At 41.7% G+C, this 21,195-nt stretch carries 20 protein-coding genes; 9 read left to right on the top strand and 11 right to left on the bottom strand.

Annotated elements, in window-relative coordinates; all coding sequences use genetic code 11:
- Positions 1–862 precede the first annotated feature (862 nt).
- Positions 863–1,882 (top strand): LLM class flavin-dependent oxidoreductase, encoded by a 1,020-nt coding sequence (locus AK823_RS06325; RefSeq protein ID WP_068035556.1) that lies wholly within the window; start codon positions 863–865, stop codon positions 1,880–1,882.
- 3 nt (positions 1,883–1,885) lie between these two features.
- A complete protein-coding gene (locus tag AK823_RS06320; protein ID WP_068035554.1) occupies positions 1,886–2,065 on the top strand; it encodes a hypothetical protein in 180 nt (59 codons plus the stop codon).
- A 112-nt stretch (positions 2,066–2,177) separates the two neighbouring features.
- Here the strand turns inward: AK823_RS06320 and AK823_RS06315 are convergent, their stop codons facing one another.
- From AK823_RS06315 to ispF, 7 genes are all read right to left on the bottom strand, one after another.
- Positions 2,178–3,209, bottom strand: a complete 1,032-nt coding sequence (locus tag AK823_RS06315) for an ornithine cyclodeaminase family protein (RefSeq protein ID WP_068327396.1) — start codon at positions 3,207–3,209, stop codon at positions 2,178–2,180.
- Positions 3,210–3,494: 285 nt separating this feature from the next.
- Positions 3,495–4,454: an AEC family transporter gene (locus tag AK823_RS06310; protein WP_068327393.1), complete on the bottom strand. Its 960-nt coding sequence runs from the start codon at positions 4,452–4,454 to the stop codon at positions 3,495–3,497.
- 145 nt (positions 4,455–4,599) lie between these two features.
- Positions 4,600–4,809: a ChaB family protein gene (locus tag AK823_RS06305; RefSeq protein WP_068035549.1), complete on the bottom strand. Its 210-nt coding sequence runs from the start codon at positions 4,807–4,809 to the stop codon at positions 4,600–4,602.
- A 216-nt stretch (positions 4,810–5,025) separates the two neighbouring features.
- The gene (gene mnmG / locus AK823_RS06300; RefSeq protein ID WP_068327390.1) at positions 5,026–6,924 is read right to left on the bottom strand and encodes a tRNA uridine-5-carboxymethylaminomethyl(34) synthesis enzyme MnmG; all 1,899 of its coding nucleotides are present in this window, start codon (positions 6,922–6,924) and stop codon (positions 5,026–5,028) included.
- Between the two features lie 294 nt (positions 6,925–7,218).
- On the bottom strand, positions 7,219–7,800 hold the full coding sequence (locus AK823_RS06295; RefSeq protein ID WP_068327387.1) for a hypothetical protein: 582 nt from the start codon (positions 7,798–7,800) through the stop codon (positions 7,219–7,221).
- 202 nt (positions 7,801–8,002) lie between these two features.
- Positions 8,003–8,353, bottom strand: coding sequence for a Grx4 family monothiol glutaredoxin (grxD, locus tag AK823_RS06290; protein WP_068035543.1), 351 nt, complete (start codon positions 8,351–8,353; stop codon positions 8,003–8,005).
- Positions 8,354–8,488: 135 nt separating this feature from the next.
- Complete coding sequence (gene ispF, locus AK823_RS06285; protein ID WP_068035542.1) at positions 8,489–8,992, bottom strand: 2-C-methyl-D-erythritol 2,4-cyclodiphosphate synthase; 504 nt, start codon at positions 8,990–8,992, stop codon at positions 8,489–8,491.
- 270 nt (positions 8,993–9,262) lie between these two features.
- On the opposite strand from ispF, the gene mnmA reads away from it, so the two are divergent.
- The 4 genes from mnmA to AK823_RS06265 all read left to right on the top strand — a co-directional run bounded on the left by mnmA (position 9,263) and on the right by AK823_RS06265 (position 14,645).
- Positions 9,263–10,489 carry a tRNA 2-thiouridine(34) synthase MnmA gene (gene mnmA, locus AK823_RS06280; protein ID WP_068327384.1) on the top strand — a complete coding sequence of 409 codons (1,227 nt, stop codon included), beginning with the start codon at positions 9,263–9,265 and terminating at the stop codon, positions 10,487–10,489.
- Between the two features lie 67 nt (positions 10,490–10,556).
- Positions 10,557–12,428 (top strand): hypothetical protein, encoded by a 1,872-nt coding sequence (locus AK823_RS06275; protein WP_068327381.1) that lies wholly within the window; start codon positions 10,557–10,559, stop codon positions 12,426–12,428.
- Positions 12,429–12,583: 155 nt separating this feature from the next.
- A complete protein-coding gene (gene purB / locus AK823_RS06270) occupies positions 12,584–13,975 on the top strand; it encodes an adenylosuccinate lyase (protein ID WP_068327378.1) in 1,392 nt (463 codons plus the stop codon).
- Positions 13,976–14,015: 40 nt separating this feature from the next.
- Complete coding sequence (locus AK823_RS06265) at positions 14,016–14,645, top strand: DUF2238 domain-containing protein (RefSeq protein ID WP_068327376.1); 630 nt, start codon at positions 14,016–14,018, stop codon at positions 14,643–14,645.
- Positions 14,646–14,710: 65 nt separating this feature from the next.
- Here the strand turns inward: AK823_RS06265 and AK823_RS06260 are convergent, their stop codons facing one another.
- On the bottom strand, positions 14,711–14,896 hold the full coding sequence (locus AK823_RS06260; protein WP_025653303.1) for an NF038104 family lipoprotein: 186 nt from the start codon (positions 14,894–14,896) through the stop codon (positions 14,711–14,713).
- Positions 14,897–15,048: 152 nt separating this feature from the next.
- Between AK823_RS06260 and AK823_RS06255 the strand changes: the two genes are divergently transcribed.
- Positions 15,049–16,221: a cupin domain-containing protein gene (locus AK823_RS06255; protein ID WP_068327373.1), complete on the top strand. Its 1,173-nt coding sequence runs from the start codon at positions 15,049–15,051 to the stop codon at positions 16,219–16,221.
- Positions 16,222–16,344: 123 nt separating this feature from the next.
- Here AK823_RS06255 and AK823_RS06250 read toward each other — a convergent pair whose 3' ends face one another.
- Positions 16,345–17,766: a DASS family sodium-coupled anion symporter gene (locus AK823_RS06250; protein ID WP_068035529.1), complete on the bottom strand. Its 1,422-nt coding sequence runs from the start codon at positions 17,764–17,766 to the stop codon at positions 16,345–16,347.
- Between the two features lie 510 nt (positions 17,767–18,276).
- On the opposite strand from AK823_RS06250, the gene AK823_RS06245 reads away from it, so the two are divergent.
- Positions 18,277–18,462 (top strand): hypothetical protein, encoded by a 186-nt coding sequence (locus AK823_RS06245; RefSeq protein WP_068035527.1) that lies wholly within the window; start codon positions 18,277–18,279, stop codon positions 18,460–18,462.
- 59 nt (positions 18,463–18,521) lie between these two features.
- Here the strand turns inward: AK823_RS06245 and AK823_RS06240 are convergent, their stop codons facing one another.
- Positions 18,522–19,220: a YoaK family protein gene (locus AK823_RS06240; protein ID WP_068327371.1), complete on the bottom strand. Its 699-nt coding sequence runs from the start codon at positions 19,218–19,220 to the stop codon at positions 18,522–18,524.
- Between the two features lie 126 nt (positions 19,221–19,346).
- Positions 19,347–20,156: an enoyl-ACP reductase gene (locus tag AK823_RS06235; protein ID WP_068035523.1), complete on the bottom strand. Its 810-nt coding sequence runs from the start codon at positions 20,154–20,156 to the stop codon at positions 19,347–19,349.
- Between the two features lie 342 nt (positions 20,157–20,498).
- Here AK823_RS06235 and folE point away from each other — a divergent pair, with 342 nt between their 5' ends.
- Entirely contained in the window at positions 20,499–21,095 is a 597-nt protein-coding gene (gene folE, locus AK823_RS06230) for a GTP cyclohydrolase I FolE (protein WP_228138924.1), read from the top strand.
- Positions 21,096–21,195: the final 100 nt, after the last annotated feature.

Below are 21,195 nucleotides of genomic sequence, written 5' to 3'. Positions count from 1 at the left end.
ATAAATACAAAATACTACCATACAAAACTGTAGCTTTATATGTAAATACGAGCTGATAATTAAATCATACTATGCCTCTTAGCGAAAAATTATAGTACGAAAATTCGTCAATACGGGCGCACTTTATATAACTGTGTCAAAAACAGTTTAATCCATAAATTTTAAATTTTCTAAGTATCTGTATTACTAATAAACTACTCTTTTTCGACCATTACATTTCTGGCTTTTATGATAGCAACAACGTCGTCTCCAACGTTAAGACTCAAGCTTTCGGCAGACCCTGTCGTGATGCTAGAAACGACTTCTGAACCGTTAATATCTATAACTACTTCCGTAGAAACAGGGCCTTTTTTTTATTTCTTCAACTTTGCCCTTAAGCTGGTTTCTAGCTGAAATATTAATATGTATCCCTTATTATTTTGAACCATTATATTCTTAAAGCTTAAAACTGCGATATTTGAATATTAAGCAATAAAAATTTTTTAATATTATCTACATAAACTTATTCAAATATCTTAACTATACGCTCAGTCAGCATTCTATGTCAAAAATCAATGCCATTTGCCTATATATTGACCGCGATTTCATATATAACATGACTCTCCTTTCATTTTCATAAGACCTACCTCCTAAGCGTTGAGATTTGTTATCATTATTAACACTCACCTTTATATTCAATATAACCGCCCCATCATACTAACTATTGAACAATCAGTAAGCAGTAACGTCTTAGAACCATAAAACCAGCACTTTAAGACTGACACATTATTATGGCTAATGCTTTTTATAACTGCTGATGTTTAAAAAAATACAAATATAATAATGTCGTTGAGATGCGGCATCATAAAAAAATAGGTGATTTATGAGTAACACAATTCCTTTATCCTTTTTAGATTTAGCTCCCGTTCCTGAAGGTAAAACCATCGCTGAAGGTATCGCCCAGACCGTTGAGACCGCACAACAAGCAGAAGAAGTCGGCTTCAACCGTTACTGGATGGCTGAGCACCACAATATGCCCGGTATCGCTAGTGCAGCGACCTCGGTGCTACTATCGCATATTGGTAGTCAAACTAAGCGCATCCGTATTGGCGCAGGCGGAGTTATGCTTCCCAATCATGCCCCACTTGTCATCGCTGAGCAATTCGGCACCTTGCAAGCGCTATATGGCGACCGTATTGATTTAGGTTTGGGCCGCGCCCCTGGTACAGATGGTGCGACTTTTCAGGCCTTACGTAGGCAAATGAAAGATGCTGAGCGCTTTCCGCAAGATGTACAAGAGTTGATGTACTTCTTGGGTGATGGCACAGATAATAGTCCTGTACAGGCATTCCCTGGAGCCAAATCAAACGTTCCTATTTGGATTTTAGGCTCATCGTTATTTGGTGCTACCCTAGCTGCACATCTAGGACTACCTTATGTGTTTGCTTCTCATTTTGCACCGCAAATGCTCAATCAGGCTATTACTACGTATCGTGAGCAATTCCAGCCTTCGGCCAATTTAGACAAGCCTTATGTCATGGTAGCAGCGAACTTACTACTTGCTGATGACGATGCGACCGCACATTATCACTTTACCTCAGCGCAGCAGAGTTTTGTGCGCTTGCGCCGCGGTGAAACGGGTCAAATGCCAAAACCGACTCATGATATGGATAGCATCTGGAGTCCAGCAGAAAAGATGATGGTAGACAGTGCGCTATCGATATCGTTCATTGGCTCTGTTGAGACCGTTAAACCGAAGCTTGCTGAGTTCCTTGCGAAATGTGAGCCGGATGAGCTGATTGTAACGGCAAACGTTTATGACCAAGCAGCGCGTTTACGTTCACTTGAACTTACACCTGAGCTAAATTTGTTTACTTTACAACAAGATAAGACGCTTGCATAATTAATGATGAACTCTAATGAGATTGCGGTCATGGAATCATCTACTTTTATCGGTTCATCAATATTTTTATATATTGTCGCATTTATCGCAGTGATGGTACTGGGTGGTTATCTGACGTATCATACTACTGCAAAACGGAAACGGCAGCTAAAAGATAAGCGCGATAGAGATAACCTAAATTAATGTACTTTAAATTAATGTTAAAAAAGCCACCTTCTCTTATTTGAAAAGGTGGCTTTTTTACGGTTCTAATAATTATAATAAATAACAAAGTACAAAGCGTTTTTAAATAGCCTTACCAATCAACTGACGATCCAAGATTCTTTTGTTCAGCTTGTTTTGCAACATATAGAGCAACTGCCGCATCAAAACTTGCCGCACCTACAGACTTAAACAAAGTTACTCCCTTATCAGATTTAGTGGCCTCTTCTGTTAGTGCACCCGTTACTAGCGCTTGCAAATCACCACTGAGATCATCCCATGTCCATGCACAATCAGAGTTATCATGCGCTTGGATTAAATCGCCTGCTTCGTGACGGCTACCAGCCAAATCATCAACGACAACCATGCTACTGTTTGAAACGACGTCGTTACCGATCTCTTTCATTGTCGCTTGATAGGCGCCTACCGCATTGATGTGTGTATCAGATCTAATTTGATCAATACTAAATAAACCTTCAGTAGCACGCGTTGCTACGTTAATAATATCTGCATCACGGACCGCATCACTTAACTCTGCGCAAACCTTAAGTTCAACGTCCCACTGAGTATAATCACGGGCAAAACTCGTTTTAAATTGCTCTGCACCTTTATGATTTCTATTCCATAAATACACTGTTTTAATTTCAGGGCGTACTGTTAATACGGCGTTTAACTGCTCATAGGCCATACCACCACAACCGATAACAGCGACACTTTGGCAATCAGACTTTGCCATATACTTAGTAGCGATACCTGATAAAGCTGCCGTCCGCACCTGCGTAATATAAATGCCATCCATAATCGCTAATATCTCACCGGTATCATTGTTTGATACGGTGATAATAGCAGTGGTCGTTGGCATATCACGACTAGGATTATCAGGGCAAATAGTGACGAGCTTTACGGCAGTGTACTCTTTTTCACCATCATAAATAGTTGCTGGCATTGATAAATGCGAGCCTGAGCTATGCTTCTTATCTTCACTAAAGGTTTCAATGACTAGACGTTCAGGCGCTTTAATCCAATTAGGATGCGCCGCTTGCTGATGTAATAATTCTTCAATGGCATCAATGGCTGCTTGCATATTAAGATGTTCGGTCACTACCGCTTTGTTTAATAACTGCACTATGAGCACTCCTTGTTTATTAAATTTGTGAGTTTATAATCGTATTTATTATAAAGTTATTGTTACTTCCATCTATTCAATACTTAGATACATATCATCATGCCTTTATCTATCAGGCAAGGCAATAGGCGTAACGATAACACTTTAATGCTAAGTTGAAACATCACCCAGTAAATACTATATTATTAAAAAAACTTCAAAATAAGAATCTTGTCAGTTTTTTAGGTAAATTAAAAAATGCGACTTACGAAGGTAGCTTCTCTAGATTGCCATTACATATGGTTACTACATCCACCCTAAAGCACGTAACATCGCCGCGCCAATCGCCATCCCAAACATTCCTACTACCGTGGTAAACGCCAAAATATTGGCTGCTAGCACGTCATTGCCACCCATGGCCTTTGCCATTACATAGCTAGCAGCAGCGGTCGGTGATGCTGCCATCAAAAACAACACGCCCATATGTACACCCGTCAGCCCAAAGCCCAATCCTACTGCGATAGCGATTATTGGCGCCACAACAATGCGACCAATACTGGCTTGCATGGATAATCCTGAAGGATGCAGCATCGACTTTAAATCAATACTAGCACCGGCGCAAATCAGTGCTAATGGCAATGCTACAGCTGCTAGTAAGTCGCCAGTCGTATGAATAACACCAGTTATCGGTGGTAGCGGCAACGCCTTATAAGCAAAGGCGGCTAGTAAGGCGATTATTAGTGGATTGGTAAATAGTTTTTTAATGATCATGGTGCTGCGACTAGCCCACGTATCATCGACGCTTTTGGACACACGACTGAGGGTAATAACGGCTAAGATATTAAATAATATTGTCACCACGCCCATATATACAGCACCGATACTTAAGCCTCGCTCTCCATAGGCGTTAGCAACTGTCGCCAGTCCGATAATAGCCATATTGCTGCGAAATATACCTTGTACAAATACCCCTTGATCCGCTGGACGACTGACAAAACGCTTGGCATAAACTTCTGCACCGATAAATAAAATAAAGGTCACTAAAATACCAGCAACTATCAGCGTGATTTGTTTGCCATAATCAACCTCACTATCGACCACACTAAAGAAAAGCAAACATGGCAAACAGTAATTAAAGACGAAGTTTGAGGACTGATCGATAAAGGTCTGACTCGCCTCGCCGCGTCTTTGCATAAAAAAGCCCAATCCCATTAAAGCAAGGTTGGGCAGTACAATAGTAATCGCAAAAACAATGGCTTCGATCATAGATAAGCTCGGATCAGCAATATGCTCAAAGCTATGTTTTCAAAGCCATGAGCATATACTTGTTATAGGTCGGATTAAATAATGGAAGATTAAAATGTCATAGAGTACAGCATTATAGAATGAGACATTACAGTGTACTTCATATCTATTTATGATCTGGTTTTTTTACCCATTTACCGTCAGAATTTTTTTCGTAGACATTCTCAACGGCTGCCCATGCGGTAGCAAACCAACGTGACTCCTCATCATACTGTTTACTCGCACTATTGAACGCCGCGCGAAAGATTTCTTGTGCGTGTTTAGGTAAGTTGTCTTTTACCGCATCCGGTAAGTCTGATAATTTATCATAAGGCATAAAAGCACTCCTTGTCTATAATCGACTAACGCCATTATCTTTAACAATCCTATTCTACCTATTATTTGTTCTCAAAACAGAATAGAGCAGTATTATGCTGTTTTTAAATTGTTAAGAGCATTGTTAGGCGCTTGACCATAAAAAGAGCCCATAACTAAACAACGTTATGAGCTCTATTTAAGATTCTTTATTCAGTGTTCTTTTTTTAGTGATGTTTTACGACAAATTCAAAGCTGCTGCGACTTTTTTGTGCTTTTTGACTGTCATGGCTAATAATTGAATAGCCGCAGGAGTCACACCACTCACGCGCCCAGCTTGGGCAAGCGTGGCAGGACGTACTTGCGTTAGCTTTTGCACAATCTCATTTGATAGCCCTGACACGATACTATAGTCAAAATCGATTGGCAGCGCCGTATTCTCTAAGCGCTTCATTTGATCAATATCTTCTTGCTGACGATCAATGTAGCCGGCGTACTTGACAGAAATTTCAATCTGCTCACCCACCTGTGCAGCGACTTGCGAATCAGTAATAGCAGCGATATCAGCAAAGTGAATCTGCGGACGTTTCAGCAAATCAAAAGCAGTCGCTTCTTTGCTAAGTATTTCGCCTGTTTGCTCAGTGACTTTTTGTCCCAAAGCATTCGCAGGCGTTGCCCACATGTCTTTTAGGCGTGAGGATTCTGTAGCGATGGCTTCCATTTTTTGTTGATAAGCTTGCCAACGCACGTCATCAACCAAGCCAAGTTTACGACCAGTCTCAGTCAAGCGTTGATCCGCATTATCTTCACGTAGTAATAAGCGATACTCTGCACGGCTAGTAAACATACGATACGGCTCAGTAGTGCCATGAGTGATCAGATCATCGACAAGCACGCCAAGATAAGCTTCATCACGGCGCGGTGTCCAAGTTTCAAACTCACTATTATTAGTGGTCACTAACGCCGCATTCGTCCCTGCTAGCAGACCCTGCACGCCCGCTTCTTCATAGCCAGTCGTACCGTTGATTTGACCCGCAAAGTACAGGCGATCAATAGATTTGGTCTCAAGCGTCGGTTTTAGATTTTGTGGATCAAAATAATCATATTCAATCGCATAACCGGGACGGGTAATATGCGCATTCTCTAGACCTTTCATACTATGAATAAAGTCTAGTTGCACATCAAATGGTAAGCTGGTCGAGATGCCGTTTGGATACAGCTCATGCGTGGTCAGACCTTCTGGCTCGATAAAGATTTGATGGCTGTCTTTATCGGCAAAGCGGTGAATTTTATCTTCAATCGATGGACAATAACGTGGACCCACGCCTTCGATTTTGCCAGAGAACATCGGCGAGCGGTCTAAATTCTCACGGATAATGTCATGGGTACGCGCATTAGTATGCGTAATATAGCAATTGACCTGCTCAGGATGCATAGAGACATCACCCATGTAGCTCATCACTGGCAACGGTGTATCACCGGGCTGTACGGTCATCACACTAAAGTCAACGCTACGCGCATCGATACGAGCGGGCGTGCCTGTCTTTAGACGACCTACTGGCAATTTGAGCTCACGCAAACGGTCTGCCAACTTAATGGAAGGCTGATCCCCTGCTCGTCCGCCTTTTGAGTTCTCAAGACCGATGTGAATAACACCGCCTAAGAATGTACCTGAAGTCAGTACAACAGTTTCAGTCTTAAAGATAATGCCTGTCGAGGTGACAACCGCAGTCGCACGACCGTTTTCTACCAAAATATCATCAGCACCTTGTTGGAATAAATCAAGATTGGGCTGGTTTTCAAGCGTCTCACGAATGGCGGCTTTGTACAAAATACGATCCGCTTGCGCACGGGTGGCACGTACTGCAGCACCTTTGCGACTATTCAATACGCGAAACTGGATACCTGCCTTGTCGGTTGCCAATGCCATAGCACCACCCAACGCATCAATCTCACGTACTAAATGTGATTTGCCGATACCGCCAATCGCCGGATTACAGCTCATCTGACCGAGCGTCTCAATATTATGCGTCAACAGCAAGGTCTGCGCGCCCATACGTGCGGCTGCCAGAGCAGCTTCGGTACCGGCGTGACCGCCACCGATGACTACCACGTCGTAATGTTTTGGATATTGCATGCATGCCTCACTTGAATGACGATGTTTATAACGACAAGTTACCGATTACTGAATATAACTTGTCGCGTGATAGAGGGGCGTCAATCGTATTTTAAGAACGGATAAGATAAGTTGTTAGAAACCTTTAAAAGCAAAAGAAACTAAATAGATAACTGGCAATTATAACAATTTTTCGCTGCTTAAAAAACGTTACGGTAAAAACTATTAAAATTAACCTGTGGCAGTAAAAGTTAGGCCATAAGAGCCATCTAATTAAGGTTTAATTGTCATTGTTATTATCATTATCATTTTGGTTTAGCTTAAATTATTACCAGGACTCAGCGGCACAATACGATCTGCGTGACCACTACCTAGCATATGCTGACTACCATAACCCTCTGGATTAATCTGCAAGTAGGCATTCATCTGCCCGATCGCATCACCGTCATCACTGGCTAAAATTTGATCTTTAATCAGTTCAACTGGTGGCAGTGGTAAGTTTTTGAGTAATGCCAAGCGCTGATCGTTATCGCCTTTATTGACGACCAACTCAATTAGCTGACGCGCATCAATCGGCAAATCTGGTGTATTTTGCGCCATCAATGCTAGGTGATAAGCACCCGCCGTATCTTGATCCGCAATGACACGTTGTTCGATAGCGACATATGTACTCTCAGTCGCACCACCTGCCACACTAAGCTGATGGATACATTTGAGTGCTGAATTCGGCTCATTGCCCGCAATATCAATAATACGCGTAGATTCATTTTTTAGGTGTTCACGGCGCTTTTCGATAGCAGCTTGCTCGAGCGCTTCTTGTTGCTCACTTTGCTGATCGTTTTTTTGGTCAATGGCTTGCTGTTCGGTTAATTCACTATTATTTAATTGATTATTCATAAGTATCTCTTATTATTTAAACTGGATTTATCTTGAACACTATATGGGGTTAAAACCTATGAAAACAACCAATTACCAAGACAATAAAAAACCCCGAGCAACCATTCCAATCTATTAGGAAAGGCTACTCGGGTTTGCTGTGCTTTAATATTATGGGTCGTTTATTTAGACATTAATACAGTCCAATAAAAGCGCTTGAATATTAAGCAGCAGGGCTGTTTGCTTCAACCAATGGCTTAAGCTCGCCTGATTGATACATCTCTAAAATAATGTCTGACCCGCCCATCAATTCACCATCGATCCATAGTTGTGGAAACGTTGGCCAATTGGCAATTTTTGGTAAAGTTGCACGAATTTCAGGATTTTCTAAAATATTGACAAACGCAAATGGACGACCGATTTGGGTCAATACTTCGATAGAGCGCGCTGAAAAACCACACTGCGGAAATTGCGGCGTACCTTTCATATATAAGATAACTTTGTTGTCTTTGATTTGATCACGAATCAGTTGTTCAACATCGTTTGCAGCGGTATTTGGGGTTTGCTCACTCATAAAAGCTCCTATTGATAAAGCGGTTCATTGAAAATGATTATTTATATTACAAAATAGTTATATGGAGATATGGTTGATACATGGGGCGATTGCCACTGTATTACAAGCAAAATCTACATATTGGTTCAACAATCGTTATTTAGGATCGACGACATTAGGGACTAATAATACCACGGCATTGGCCATGATACCCTCTTGCCGACCGGTAAAGCCTAATTTTTCAGTTGTGGTGGCTTTGATGCTGACATTATTGACTGCTGTTTGCAAATCACTAGCAATGTTTTCGCGCATCGCTTGGCTATGTGGTGCAAGTTTTGGACGTTCACACATCACGGTAATGTCAGCGTTACCCAGCATGTAGCCTGCCTCTTGTACCTTGCTATAGACATAGCGTAGCAATACTCGCGAGTCCATACCCGCATGTGCCGCGTCAGTATCAGGGAAATGCTGGCCAATATCGCCAAGCGCTAATGCGCCAAGCAGTGCATCCGCGAGCGCGTGCAGTACTACATCACCATCAGAGTGGGCTAGGAGACTATGGCTATGCTCGATAGGCACGCCTGCTAATATAACATATTGCTGCTGCTGACCATTATTATGAAAAGCATGCACGTCAATACCTTGACCAATTTTTATCATTATTATTCCAAATTAAAGATGATTAAAATAATTCAAAACTACTATCTGAATTTTCAAAGCGGTTTTGTCGACTCTAAGATGCCATAGCTCGCCACCAGTTTCAATTAGCTGGTATAATATGACGCTTATTTTATCATAATACCTAGTCTAAGCGATAAGTCCAAAAGATGAGATGACCCTGTCAACTTACTAAGCCTATTAACCTCGGGTGTTGTATTGATTTCAGTAGTATTTCAAATTTGGTCAAGGTATAAAAAGTTGAGCCGTTCTATGTCAGTCATGCCAAATACATCAAGCATACCAGTTTCTGATTCTTTCAGCGCCCAGCGCCCTTTGACGCTTGCCGATATCGACAATCCTAGCAGCAAGCATGTGATTGTTGGTATGTCAGGTGGGGTCGACTCTTCCGTGTCTGCCGTTTTGCTCCAGCAAGCAGGCTTTAAGGTGGAAGGTCTATTTATGAAAAATTGGGAAGAAGATGACGGCACCGAATACTGTACCGCAATGGACGATTTAGCAGACGCTCAAGCCGTTTGTGACAAAATTGGTATGAAGCTACACACGGCTAACTTTGCAATGGAATATTGGGATCGGGTTTTTGAGCATTTTTTAGCGGAGTATAAAGCTGGACGCACGCCCAATCCTGACATTTTATGCAATAAAGAGATTAAATTCAAAGCGTTCTTAGACTACGCGCTAACTCTGGGTGCCGATTACATCGCTACGGGTCACTACACGCGTCGCAGTGTGAACTATAAAAATGAGGATGGTATAGAAGTTGCCCGACTACTACGTGGCCTAGATAACAACAAAGACCAAAGCTACTTTTTACATGCGGTTGGCGGCGACAAAATTGCCAAGACCTTGTTCCCAGTTGGTGAGCTTGAAAAACCAGTCGTACGTCAAATCGCTGAAGAACATGATCTAGCTACCGCTAAAAAGAAAGACTCTACGGGTATTTGCTTTATCGGTGAGCGTCGTTTTAAAGACTTTTTACAGCAGTACTTGCCTGCCCAAAAAGGCGACATTATCACTGACGACAATATAGTGATTGGTACTCATGATGGGCTCATGTATTACACGTTAGGTCAGCGTGGCGGTATCGGTATCGGCGGTGTTAAAGACCGTCCAGAAGAGCCATGGTTTGTACTAGCAAAAGATTTGGACAAAAACCGTCTAATCGTCGGTCAAGGACATGAACATCCGATGCTCATGAGTAATGAGCTGCAAGCTTATAAGCTCGACTGGATTGATGGTCTGCCCCCTACGGATATATTTGGCGCTGAAGGCTTACGTTGCATGGCAAAATCACGCTATCGTCAACCAGATCAAGCCTGCTATGTATTTGCAACCAATACAGACGGCAGTGAAGTCCGAGTCGTATTTGACGAACTGCAACGTGCAGTCACTCCAGGTCAATCAGCAGTATTCTATATTGACGAGGTATGCTTAGGCGGCGGCGTGATTGCATCCATTGATGCGCCTTGTGGGTTTTAAGACTAATAATTACTTATCAACGTTCGTTATCAACTAATATTTTTTAGATATGCTTGTAGGATATTTCATGACTGGCCGTTTCATTTCTGTTTTTAATATTGTAAAACCTTATTCAATATGGAAAAAACATGTCCTTGCTTTCGTCGTTATTACTACTACACCTTTAATTGCACAAGCTAACCCTACAGGTTTTGGAACATTTACTCGCGACACAAATACAATCGCAGGCAGTATTGCTTCAGGTACTTACAGAACAGCAGCAAATGCTACTGGTAAGTTTAAGGTTACCGCAGGACCGTCAAACGGTTATAATGGCTCTAGTGTTACAGTTGGAGGTAATGGTGTTGAGATTAAGAGTGATGCAAATACTACTACTGACAAAGATAAGTTTACCTATACGATAACTATTACGCCTGATGACATCACATCTTTACATACCATAAAAATTGGTCAAACCAGCTATACCACAGGTGGTAACTCTGAAATTGCCCGCCAAACACTAAGTTTTACTAGAAACACTCAGATCAATCTGCCTGTACAAGCGACGGTTAGAGAAAACCCCGATGTTGGCTACTTTTTTGGTGCCATGGGTGATTACTTTATGGGTAAAAAACTGGCAGGAAATAGCTTTAGTTCTAATAATACGCTAAGTCGGCCACAGCTACGCTTCGATAGCTCAAATGGTGGGGATAGTGGTTTATATTATTACGGAATCACTGCGCTTAACGGTAGCGGCAATAGCAGCTCGTTTACGCCTACTACCAATGCTAATGGACAAGTATCTTTTGCATCTGGTCAAAAAAGAGGTACCTTGCCCCCTACGCCTACCTTTACCAATATTCTAAAAGAAACCTCTACCAACCCCAATAACCAAAACACATACGCTGCTCTCAATACCAGCACCGTTATCCCTAATAACGGTAGCTACGTCAGCTATGGTGTTGAAAACTCAAAAAGCAATTATGTAATCGCAGTCAGGAATGCAGAGTCGGTAACTTTAACGTACGAAGGCATCATGAGAGGCAATAGTGCACTTGAAGCTGACGTGGTGGGTGAGACTTATAACGAATGGATTAGCTTTGGAGTAGAGAGCGAACCTTTATATACCTTTTCAGGTACAGTATTTAATGATAATGGCGGTATAGACGATAATAACGCAAATGCTAGTACTATCGGTGGTATGTATAATAATGCGGATTACTTCAACGGAATATTTAATACAACTGAGAAAGGGATTACAGGCAGTACTATAAGACTGGTAAATGATTGTGCTAACCCTACTATAGAATACGCATCCCAAACCTTGACATCAACGGATGCCAATCAAATTGGCAAATATCAATTTAATATACTTCCGAGTACTATTGGTAATAGAAGTTCAGTATGCATTATCGAAACACGTCCCAATACTAGCTATCCTATCCGTACTAGTAGTGAGAAAAAGACTGTCTCATTGGCAGCGAGTACCTATAACTATCCAAGTAACGACTTCGGTAGAGTCATTGACCAGAATGCAGCGTTAGTACTTACAAAATATCAGTATGTAAATAACTGTCCGCCGACTCTTGATTACACCAATATTAGTAACACCCCTGCCGATGATCCTAATACTGGCTTTAGCACCAAATCTATTGATAATATTGAGCCTGGAAGATGTATTGCCTACAAAATTATCGCCACTAATCGTGCCAACCTCAGTATCAATAACTTTGTTCTACAAGATGTCTTGCAAGAAAAAAATGTAAATAACGCTATAGTGACGTCCAAACTTGCAAATCCAAGTTATCAAGCAAGCGACTATGCCACAGACAGTGTAGCTATCGGTGATAACGGTACTGTCAAAACGGTAAGTTTAATTTTAGATCCAAGAACGGAACGTAGTTTTTACTTTAATACTAAGTATGGCACGACACAATCTGATACAGCCAATACACCTTAAATATGAAGTTATATGAATAGGCGGGTTTTTTAAACCCGTATTTCTGCTATATTACGCTCAATTATTTCAACCCCGCTTTTTTATGACGATATTTCTAATTTAGACTTTTGAAGTTTCTCATAATTTTTAATCTCCATAACTATCGAGGCATGACTATGACTCTACTTACCGCACTATCCCCAATTGATGGCCGTTACGCATCTAAAGCTGATAGCTTACGCCCTTACTTGTCTGAGTTTGGTCTAATTAAAGCTCGCGTCACCGTTGAGATCCGTTGGTTACAATCTTTGGCAGATAATAGTGCAATTGGTGAATTAGCAGCATTTGATGCAGATACCAATGCCTTTTTAAACAGCATTGTTGACGACTTTAGCGAAGCGGATGCGCAAGCGATTAAAGATATCGAAGCGACAACCAATCACGATGTAAAAGCGGTCGAGTACTTTATTAAAGACAAATTCCGTGGTCAGGATGCTTTAGTTGACTCACTAGAATTTATTCACTTTGCCTGTACCAGTGAAGATATCAATAACTTGTCATATGCGTTGATGTTAAAAGACAGCCGCGAGATTGTGGTTGCCAAAATGCAGCAAGTAACCGATAGCATCGTTGACTTGGCGATTACTCATGCTGACCAACCGATGTTGTCACGTACGCATGGTCAAACTGCCAGTCCAACCACGCTTGGTAAAGAGATGGCAAACGTGGCTTATCGCCTAGCCCGTCAAATCAAGCAAATCGGTCAAGTTGAACTACTGGGTAAAATCAATGGTGCTGTTGGTAACTACAACGCTCACTTCTCAGCCTACCCTGATGTTGATTGGCAGACCCATGCTGAGCAATTCATTAATGAGCGTTTAGAGCTGACCTTTAACCCTTATACCACGCAAATTGAGCCGCATGATTACATCGCTGAATTATTTGATGTGGTAAGACGATTCAATACCATCTTGATCGATTTTAACCGTGATATTTGGCAGTATATTAGCTTAGGCTATTTCAAGCAGCGTCTAAAAGATGGTGAGGTTGGTTCATCAACGATGCCTCATAAAGTCAATCCGATTGATTTTGAAAACTCAGAAGGTAACTTGGGCGTTGCCAATGCGATGTTGGCACATTTGGGTGAGAAGCTTCCAATCTCACGTATGCAGCGTGATTTATCAGACTCAACCGTACTACGTAATATCGGTGTTGGTCTGGCACAAAGCATGATTGCATTTGATGCTTGTTTAAAAGGCGTTGGTAAACTTGAATTGAACGCACAGCGCTTGAATGACGACCTTGACCAAGCACAAGAAGTATTGGCTGAGCCGATTCAAACGGTCATGCGTCGCTACCGTGTTGAGAACCCTTATGAGAAGCTTAAAGCCTTAACTCGTGGTAATGCCATGACTCGCGAAGCGATGTTGACATTCGTTGAAAGTGACGAGCTGGCAGCTGTTTCAGATAGCGATAAAGCACGTCTACGTGAGATGACTCCAGCGACCTATATCGGTAATGCGGCTGAGCAAGCACGTACGATTAAAGAATGGATTGCTAAGCTTTAATCATTAGCTATCGATAACAGCTAACAAAAAAAGCGTGCAAATGCATCGAAAGTTTAACTCTGTCATTGTCAGTACTGTTGCGGTATTTATCGTCATGGTACTGGCAAGTATTGAGCCTCTAAAGTGGTCAAGCTACCTATTCCATCAATTAGGCACGTTGCTGTTTTTGGGATTAATGACATTAGCATACCGCTACTGGCATATTAGCTCGCGCTCTTATGTGCTCGCTTCAATATTTTTAATTATCCACATTATAGGTGCGCGCTATCTATATTCGTATGTGCCCTACGATGATTGGACAGAGCAGCTATTCGGTGTACATTTAAGCGAGTTGTCTGGTTGGCAGCGCAATATGTATGACAGGCTGGTGCATTTTAGCTATGGATTGTTGCTATTTTCTGCGATGGTTGAGATCTCAAAGTCCATCTTTAAGGTTCAATCAGTCAAACTTTTAATCGCTATTGCACTCATGATTAATATGTCATCAAGCCTACTCTATGAGCTACTAGAGTGGGGTATTGCAACGACCTTATCACCAGAGGCAGCAGAAGCTTATAATGGTCAGCAAGGTGATAGTTGGGATGCCCACAAGGACATGGCGTTAGCACTCCTCGGTGGGCTGATTGCAGCAGGTATTCTTTTATTTCAAGCTTCTACTTCAGAATCGTAGCTTTAGCAATAACCGTTAAATAACAGCCTTTTAGAACAGACACAAAATGGTTGTCATAGAATAAATTAATCGTCTTTTTTGTCGTCATCACTATCGCCCGGTATGATGGCTTTACCGACAGCGACTGTGCCTTTTACCACGCCTTTGGTGGTTTTATAAGCGACTTTAGCAGGTACGGTCACAATCTTATGGACACAGGCTTGTAATAAAAACACGCTAGCGATGATGACGATAAAATGTAATTTTTTCATAAATTTCCTACGATTGATGGGATTTTCTGACAGTAGCTATTGATACTGTAATGCTCACTATCAGATAGGCGATAATCATAAACTATTAAAACCTTCCTATAAAGCACTCCTCACTATTAATCTTATACCCATTTTCAGATATGGATTTATCAATGACCTCAATTCCACTTTGTTTACCCGATTCTATTACTCCTGAGCAATTCTTGAACGAGTATTGGCAAAAAAAACCATTACTTATTAAGCAAGGTTTACCACAGTTAGTCGGCATGTTCGAGCCAGAAGACATGCTTGGCCTTGCCGTTGAAGAAGACGCTTCGGCGCGCTTGTTAACCCAAGCAGCGACTAAGCAAGAAGCCCTGCCACAATGGCAACTCAAAAAGAGCCCATTGTCCGAAGCAGATTTTGATAATTTACCAGAACAATGGACAGTGCTGGTTCAGAATATGGAACAGTGGTCACCTGAGCTTGGACAGTTATGGCAGGCATTTGACTTTATTCCGCAATGGCAGCGTGACGACATTATGGTCTCATATGCACCCAAAGGCGGCTCGGTGGGCAAGCACTATGACGATTATGATGTGTTTTTAGCGCAAGGGTTTGGGTCCCGGCGTTGGCAGCTCGGCAAATTCTGTGATAAGAGCACTGAGTTTGTCGCAGATGAGCCGATTCGATTATTTGATGATATGGGCGAGATCATCTTTGATGAGATACTAGAAGCTGGTGATGTGCTCTATGTACCGCCAAAACTCTCGCATTTTGGGGTTGCTCAAGATGATTGCCTGACCATCTCTTTTGGCTGTCGTCGTCCAAACTTAATGCAAATTATTGATAGCCTAGCTGATATCGCCACCAATGACAGCGATTTATTTATCCCAATGTTATTGCCACAAACGATGCAAGCGTCAGGTGAATTGCAAGCAGATAGTATTGATGCGATTAAAGACCAGTTATTGCAAATGCTGCAATCTGAGCGTGGCGACGATATCATTCATCAAGCAGTGTCGGAAGTCGTGAGCAAACGTCAATATGATGCGCTGGTACCCGAAGAAACGGTAGATACTGATGAGCTAATGCAAGCCTTATCAGAAGGTGCAACGCTGCAAGCCGACTATAGCAATCGCCTACTCTATAGCCAAACCAATGATGGCATCACGCTGTATGCCAATGGTCAGCGTATCGATGGTCTGGATGATGCGACAAAGGCTGTCCTTGTACGTTTAGCCAATGGTGAGCATTTATACAGTCAAGACGTCAAGAATGTGGATTCAGACGATTTGAGCGAATGGCTGGAGAATGGCTGGGTGTGGATTAATTATGCTGAATAGTTTTTAGGACACGCTCTAGTCAGCTCATACAAAATCAACTTCACACAAGCATAAAAAAACCGGTATCTAAATAATCAGATATCGGTTTTTTGTTGGTTAACGCATTATTAAATCAGGAAAAAATTAAATTAGGAAAAAGTAAGCCCACAGCCCGACTACGAATGTGGCAATGATATTTAATACCACGCCCGTGCGTATCATTTCTGACTGTTTTATTAGACCTGTACCGAAGACAATAGCATTCGGCGGTGTGGCTACCGGTAGCATAAAGGCACACGATGCACCAATACCAATGACCAACACTAGCACTTCATGTGGTAATCCCATTTGCTCAGCGATAGCGGCAAATACTGGCACTAATAGCGCTGCCGACGCTGTATTAGAAGCAAATTCTGTCAAGAAAATAATAAATGCTGAAACTGCAATCATGACCAAGATAATAGGTGCAGTAGATAATGCATTGGCGACTGTCTCACCAAGCACTAAAGATGCACCAGAGACTTTCAATACTGTCGATAGCGCGATACCGCCACCGAATAGCATGAGCACGCCCCAATCAGTATTGTCTGATACTTGTTTCCAAGACACTAGTCCCAAGCTGACTACCGCTGCTGCTGCTGACAGCGCAATAATAGAATCGGTATCCGTAATATCGAGTGCTGCACCGATTTTTTTGGAAAATATCCAACTGAATGCTGTTACGATGAAGACGATAATCGTTAATACACGAGGCTTATTCCACTCAATAGGCGCTTCTTGTGTAACAGTGACCTTGCGATTGAGGTTAGGTTTAAGCACGAAATACATTGCCCCTAACAATAACGGTAGCAGCACCAACATCATTGGTACACCAAACTTCATCCAATCGACAAAAGCGATATCTAGTGCTTTAGCAGCGATAGCATTAGGGGGTGAACCAACGATAGTACCTAGACCACCTAAGCTGGCAGAATAAGCGATACCCAATAATACAAACACAAAGGTGCCGCGATCTTTTTCTCGATCGACCTGCGTTAAGATACCAAGAGCCAGTGGTAACATCATCGCTGCAGTCGCTGTATTTGATATCCACATCGATAAAAATGCTGTCACACCAAATATCAAAAAGACCGCTGTGCCAAGATTACCACCAGACATTGATAGTATCTTCAGCGCAATCTTTCTATCCAATTGCTGTACATGTAGAGCTGCTGCTAAAGCAAAACCACCAAAGAACAGATAAATAATTGGGCTTGCAAAACTCTGCAAACCTATCTTGGCATCGAATTCTGGTATACCAATTAGCGCACCTACCACTACTACTAAGAGCGCGGTGATCGTCACATGTACCGCTTCAGTCAGCCATAATACGCCAATAAAAAACAGCATGGCAAGGCCTTTATTAGCATTGATCTCAAATGGTAATACATTGTAGATAATCATACTAACGATTGCAGCGATTGCGACAACTATAAGCCCTTTACCTGTCCCTTTTGGAAAGGTGTCGGTAAATAAATATTCATTGCCATCATCCGGAAGATGGCTGTCTAGTTTTTGCTCTGACATAAAGTGTCCTTATTGCGCCCAGAGACATTATTAAAAGTCATAAAAATAAAAGCGTATTTTAATGGTCAGCAGTTACCTCATCGCTTACCTACTAAAATACACCACCATCGTAAAAGAACTTCGCTTCCAATATTTTTTTATAATTACAAAAAAAACCTTACACAAACCTTATAAATAACGTTTTTTCATCAAGTTATCGACCGTAGATAGCAGCCACTAGCGCTCTTTGTTTGATGTGCTAGTCATCATTATAATCAGCACTTTATTCAAATTACTAAATAAAGCATAGTGTAATAAGCGACTTGTAGAAACAATCACATCGTTACACATCATCACTAAATTGGCTCAGTCTGACCCTGTACAAGCAAGCAATGATATCTCATACTCAATAGGTAAATCCATGAAACTTATCTAATTGATATTAGTGATTCTTGTGGAATGTCGTAGTTGTGATATAAAAGGCGATTACGATATAAAAAATTGGAATATAGAAACAAATAGGAGCATCTCATGGCAGACCATGATAAAACAGACGCAAACCGTGACAAAGCTGACGCAACGACTAAAATGGCACCAACAGATATCAACCAAGATGACCTTGCCAAAGAAGACCAACAACGCACTGATGATTGCGTTCTTGATATGATGCAAGGCTTGCATGAGCATGAAAATCATGATGAAGACGAAGAAAAATAAAACTTAGCTCTATAGTTTTTATAACGATATAATTCGGTTTACAAATACGAAGACACCTATCAATTAGATGGGTGTCTTTTTTGTCTAGGTTGCCTGATTTCTGGCAGACGATCTGAAGCACGGTTGTAGACAAACGCTGCTGTCAACACGATAGCTATTGGTACAAATAGCGCACCATAACCAACTTTGGCATATAGAAACGCCCCCACAACACTGCCACCGCAAAAGCAATACCAAATAATGGCTTGAAAACCGAGTGTTGGCTTACTAATCGGTCGTCCAGCTAGCCAGTTGCCAATCGCTGCACCCATATCTGATGTCAAGCCTGTCAAATGTGTGGTACGAATGACCGCCCCACTATAAGTAGCTACCATCGCATTTTGTAATCCGCAAGCCATTGCCGCAGCCAACTGTCCTAAATAATCATGTTGTTGATATAACCAGTAACTAAGCAATAATAACGCCGCTTCAATGTATAGCGCGCGCCCATAACGTCTGCCTAACTTCAAAGAAGTCTGACCAATAACAAAACCACTTAATATCGCCCCTGCCAAAAAAGACAGTAGTAACGCACCGATATATAAGATGCTGCGAGCGTCTAAATAGGCAATAGCCGCTGCAAATAAGCTAACGTTGCCAGTGACATGAGAGACAGACAACCCGGCAAAGCCCATGAGTGCTGAGGTATTAACACAACCGGCACTAAACGCTAATACCGCCCCGCCCCACAATATCCAATTTGGTAGTTTGGTTATCATATCTATCGCCTAAAGGCTTATTAGCAAAAAAGTGCATAGTATAACCAAAAAAGACAGCCGATTGGCTGCCTTCTATACATTTCAAATTATAAAGTTTATAGCTTATAGTTAAATAGTTAAACGTGATTACTTAGATTCTTCATCAAGCATCATTAATTGTTCACTGATGGCAACCGTATTGAAACCTGCATCAACGAACATAATCTCGCCAGTAATACCAGATGCCCAAGGCGATAGCAAAAATAATGCTGCATTACCCACTTCCATCTGATTAACATTGCGTTGTAACGGTGCAATCTTCTCACTGATATCGAGCATTTTACGGAAAGATTTGATGCCACTAGCTGCAAGAGTACGAATAGGTCCTGCTGAGATGGCGTTAACACGGATACCTTCACCGCCCATAGAGGTCGCCAAATAGCGAACACTGGCTTCAAGACTGGCCTTAGCCATACCCATGACATTGTAGTTTGGCAGTACTGAAATACTACCTTCATAAGTCAAGGTCAACATAGAACCATGGCGCATAGCCAGCAATTCGCGAGCGGCTTTGGCTAATGCAACAAAGCTATAGCTTGAGATATCATGAGCAATATGACTGCCTTCACGAGTGGTAGCGCTGACAAAGTCACCATCAAGTTGATCCATCGGTGCAAAGCCAATTGCATGGACAACACCATCTATACCATCACCCCAATGGGCAGCGACTTGCTCAAAACAAGCGGCAATGGAGTCGTCTGATGCCACATCGCATTCAAGCACTAAATCAGCTTCGAACTTTTCGGCTGCCATATCGACACGCTTTTTAATTTTATCGTTTGGATACGTTAGGATCAATGACGCCCCTTCACGATGTAGCGCTTCTGCGATAGCCCATGCGATAGAGAGTTTGCTTGCGATGCCAGTTACGACAAAACGTTGTCCTTGCAGTAGCATAATGTTTCCTTGTTGACCGATTAAGACGATTTAAAATTAAGGTGATTCAATATCATCAGTAAAGCTACTATAAGATAAGTAGCAAAAAGATGTCAGAAAAGATAGCTTATTATACACGAATCAAATTAAGTAAACAGTCGTAAACTAATAACACCTTATTTTTTGCACTCATTTATTAAACCGTTAAGCATTGTCCATAACGGTATTAAGTTGGGCTGATTTCAAGTATAATCACAGCCCTTCCCAGCTTGCACACTTTTTATAAAAATCCTTTATAAGCGTTGTTTATAACCAAGGATTTAGCGTTAAGCTACACCTACATTTTGGATGGCTGCCAAACTTATGAGTAACACCCCAATAATAACCTCAGAATATCAAGAAAGTATCGAATCCTATCGTCAGTTGATTGGCTCAACAGGCGAAGATTTAGCACGTCCTGGTCTTGAAGATACTCCCGTGCGCGCGGCAAAAGCCTTTGCTCATTTGACCCAAGGCTATCATCAAAGTTTGGATGAAGTTGTCAATGACGCAGTATTCCCATCGACCAACCGTGAGTTGGTATTAGTACAGAACATTGAATTTTATTCGCTATGCGAGCATCATATGTTGCCCTTTCACGGCGTTGCACACATTGGCTATTTGCCTAATGGACACGTATTAGGTTTATCAAAATTTGCTCGGATCGTCGATATGTTCGCCCGTCGTTTGCAAATTCAAGAAAACTTAAGTGAACAAGTGGCACAAACCATTATGGATGTGACTGGCTGTCGCGGTGTGGCAGTAGTAATGGATGCATCGCATATGTGTATGATGATGCGCGGAGTTAGTAAGCAGCATTCAACCACACGCAGTACAGCGATGCTTGGTGAATACGTGCATGATAATCAAGCACGTAATGAGTTCTTAGGCGCAGTACCTAAGCGTCAACCGGCGTTTTAAGTCTTTTCAAAATGCTAAAGAATAAAAAAGGATACATGAGTATCCTTTTTTTGTGCCAGTTTCAATATTTCTAATATACGCTGTCGCTGTAATTGATGTA

The sequence above is a fragment of the Psychrobacter sp. P2G3 genome (assembly GCF_001593285.1).
In the GTDB taxonomy this organism is placed as follows: domain Bacteria; phylum Pseudomonadota; class Gammaproteobacteria; order Pseudomonadales; family Moraxellaceae; genus Psychrobacter.
Note: the sequence above shows the minus strand (reverse complement) of the source record. Positions and strands in the feature narration are given on the sequence as shown.

Bases quoted from the DNA above. Each gene is read 5' to 3' on its own strand.
- AK823_RS06265 (WP_068327376.1), top strand. From the start codon at position 14,016: ATGCATCGAAAGTTTAACTCTGTCATTGTCAGTACTGTTGCGGTATTT.
- AK823_RS06305 (WP_068035549.1), bottom strand. From the start codon at position 4,809: ATGCCTTATGATAAATTATCAGACTTACCGGATGCGGTAAAAGACAAC.
- AK823_RS06250 (WP_068035529.1), bottom strand. From the start codon at position 17,766: ATGTCAGAGCAAAAACTAGACAGCCATCTTCCGGATGATGGCAATGAA.
- ispF (WP_068035542.1), bottom strand. From the start codon at position 8,992: ATGATAAAAATTGGTCAAGGTATTGACGTGCATGCTTTTCATAATAAT.
- mnmA (WP_068327384.1), top strand. From the start codon at position 9,263: ATGTCAGTCATGCCAAATACATCAAGCATACCAGTTTCTGATTCTTTC.
- AK823_RS06310 (WP_068327393.1), bottom strand. From the start codon at position 4,454: ATGATCGAAGCCATTGTTTTTGCGATTACTATTGTACTGCCCAACCTT.
- AK823_RS06320 (WP_068035554.1), top strand. From the start codon at position 1,886: ATGATGAACTCTAATGAGATTGCGGTCATGGAATCATCTACTTTTATC.
- AK823_RS06295 (WP_068327387.1), bottom strand. From the start codon at position 7,800: ATGAATAATCAATTAAATAATAGTGAATTAACCGAACAGCAAGCCATT.
- AK823_RS06325 (WP_068035556.1), top strand. From the start codon at position 863: ATGAGTAACACAATTCCTTTATCCTTTTTAGATTTAGCTCCCGTTCCT.
- AK823_RS06245 (WP_068035527.1), top strand. From the start codon at position 18,277: ATGGCAGACCATGATAAAACAGACGCAAACCGTGACAAAGCTGACGCA.
- folE (WP_228138924.1), top strand. From the start codon at position 20,499: ATGAGTAACACCCCAATAATAACCTCAGAATATCAAGAAAGTATCGAA.
- grxD (WP_068035543.1), bottom strand. From the start codon at position 8,353: ATGAGTGAGCAAACCCCAAATACCGCTGCAAACGATGTTGAACAACTG.
- AK823_RS06260 (WP_025653303.1), bottom strand. From the start codon at position 14,896: ATGAAAAAATTACATTTTATCGTCATCATCGCTAGCGTGTTTTTATTA.
- mnmG (WP_068327390.1), bottom strand. From the start codon at position 6,924: ATGCAATATCCAAAACATTACGACGTGGTAGTCATCGGTGGCGGTCAC.
- AK823_RS06235 (WP_068035523.1), bottom strand. From the start codon at position 20,156: ATGCTACTGCAAGGACAACGTTTTGTCGTAACTGGCATCGCAAGCAAA.
- AK823_RS06255 (WP_068327373.1), top strand. From the start codon at position 15,049: ATGACCTCAATTCCACTTTGTTTACCCGATTCTATTACTCCTGAGCAA.
- purB (WP_068327378.1), top strand. From the start codon at position 12,584: ATGACTCTACTTACCGCACTATCCCCAATTGATGGCCGTTACGCATCT.
- AK823_RS06240 (WP_068327371.1), bottom strand. From the start codon at position 19,220: ATGATAACCAAACTACCAAATTGGATATTGTGGGGCGGGGCGGTATTA.
- AK823_RS06275 (WP_068327381.1), top strand. From the start codon at position 10,557: ATGACTGGCCGTTTCATTTCTGTTTTTAATATTGTAAAACCTTATTCA.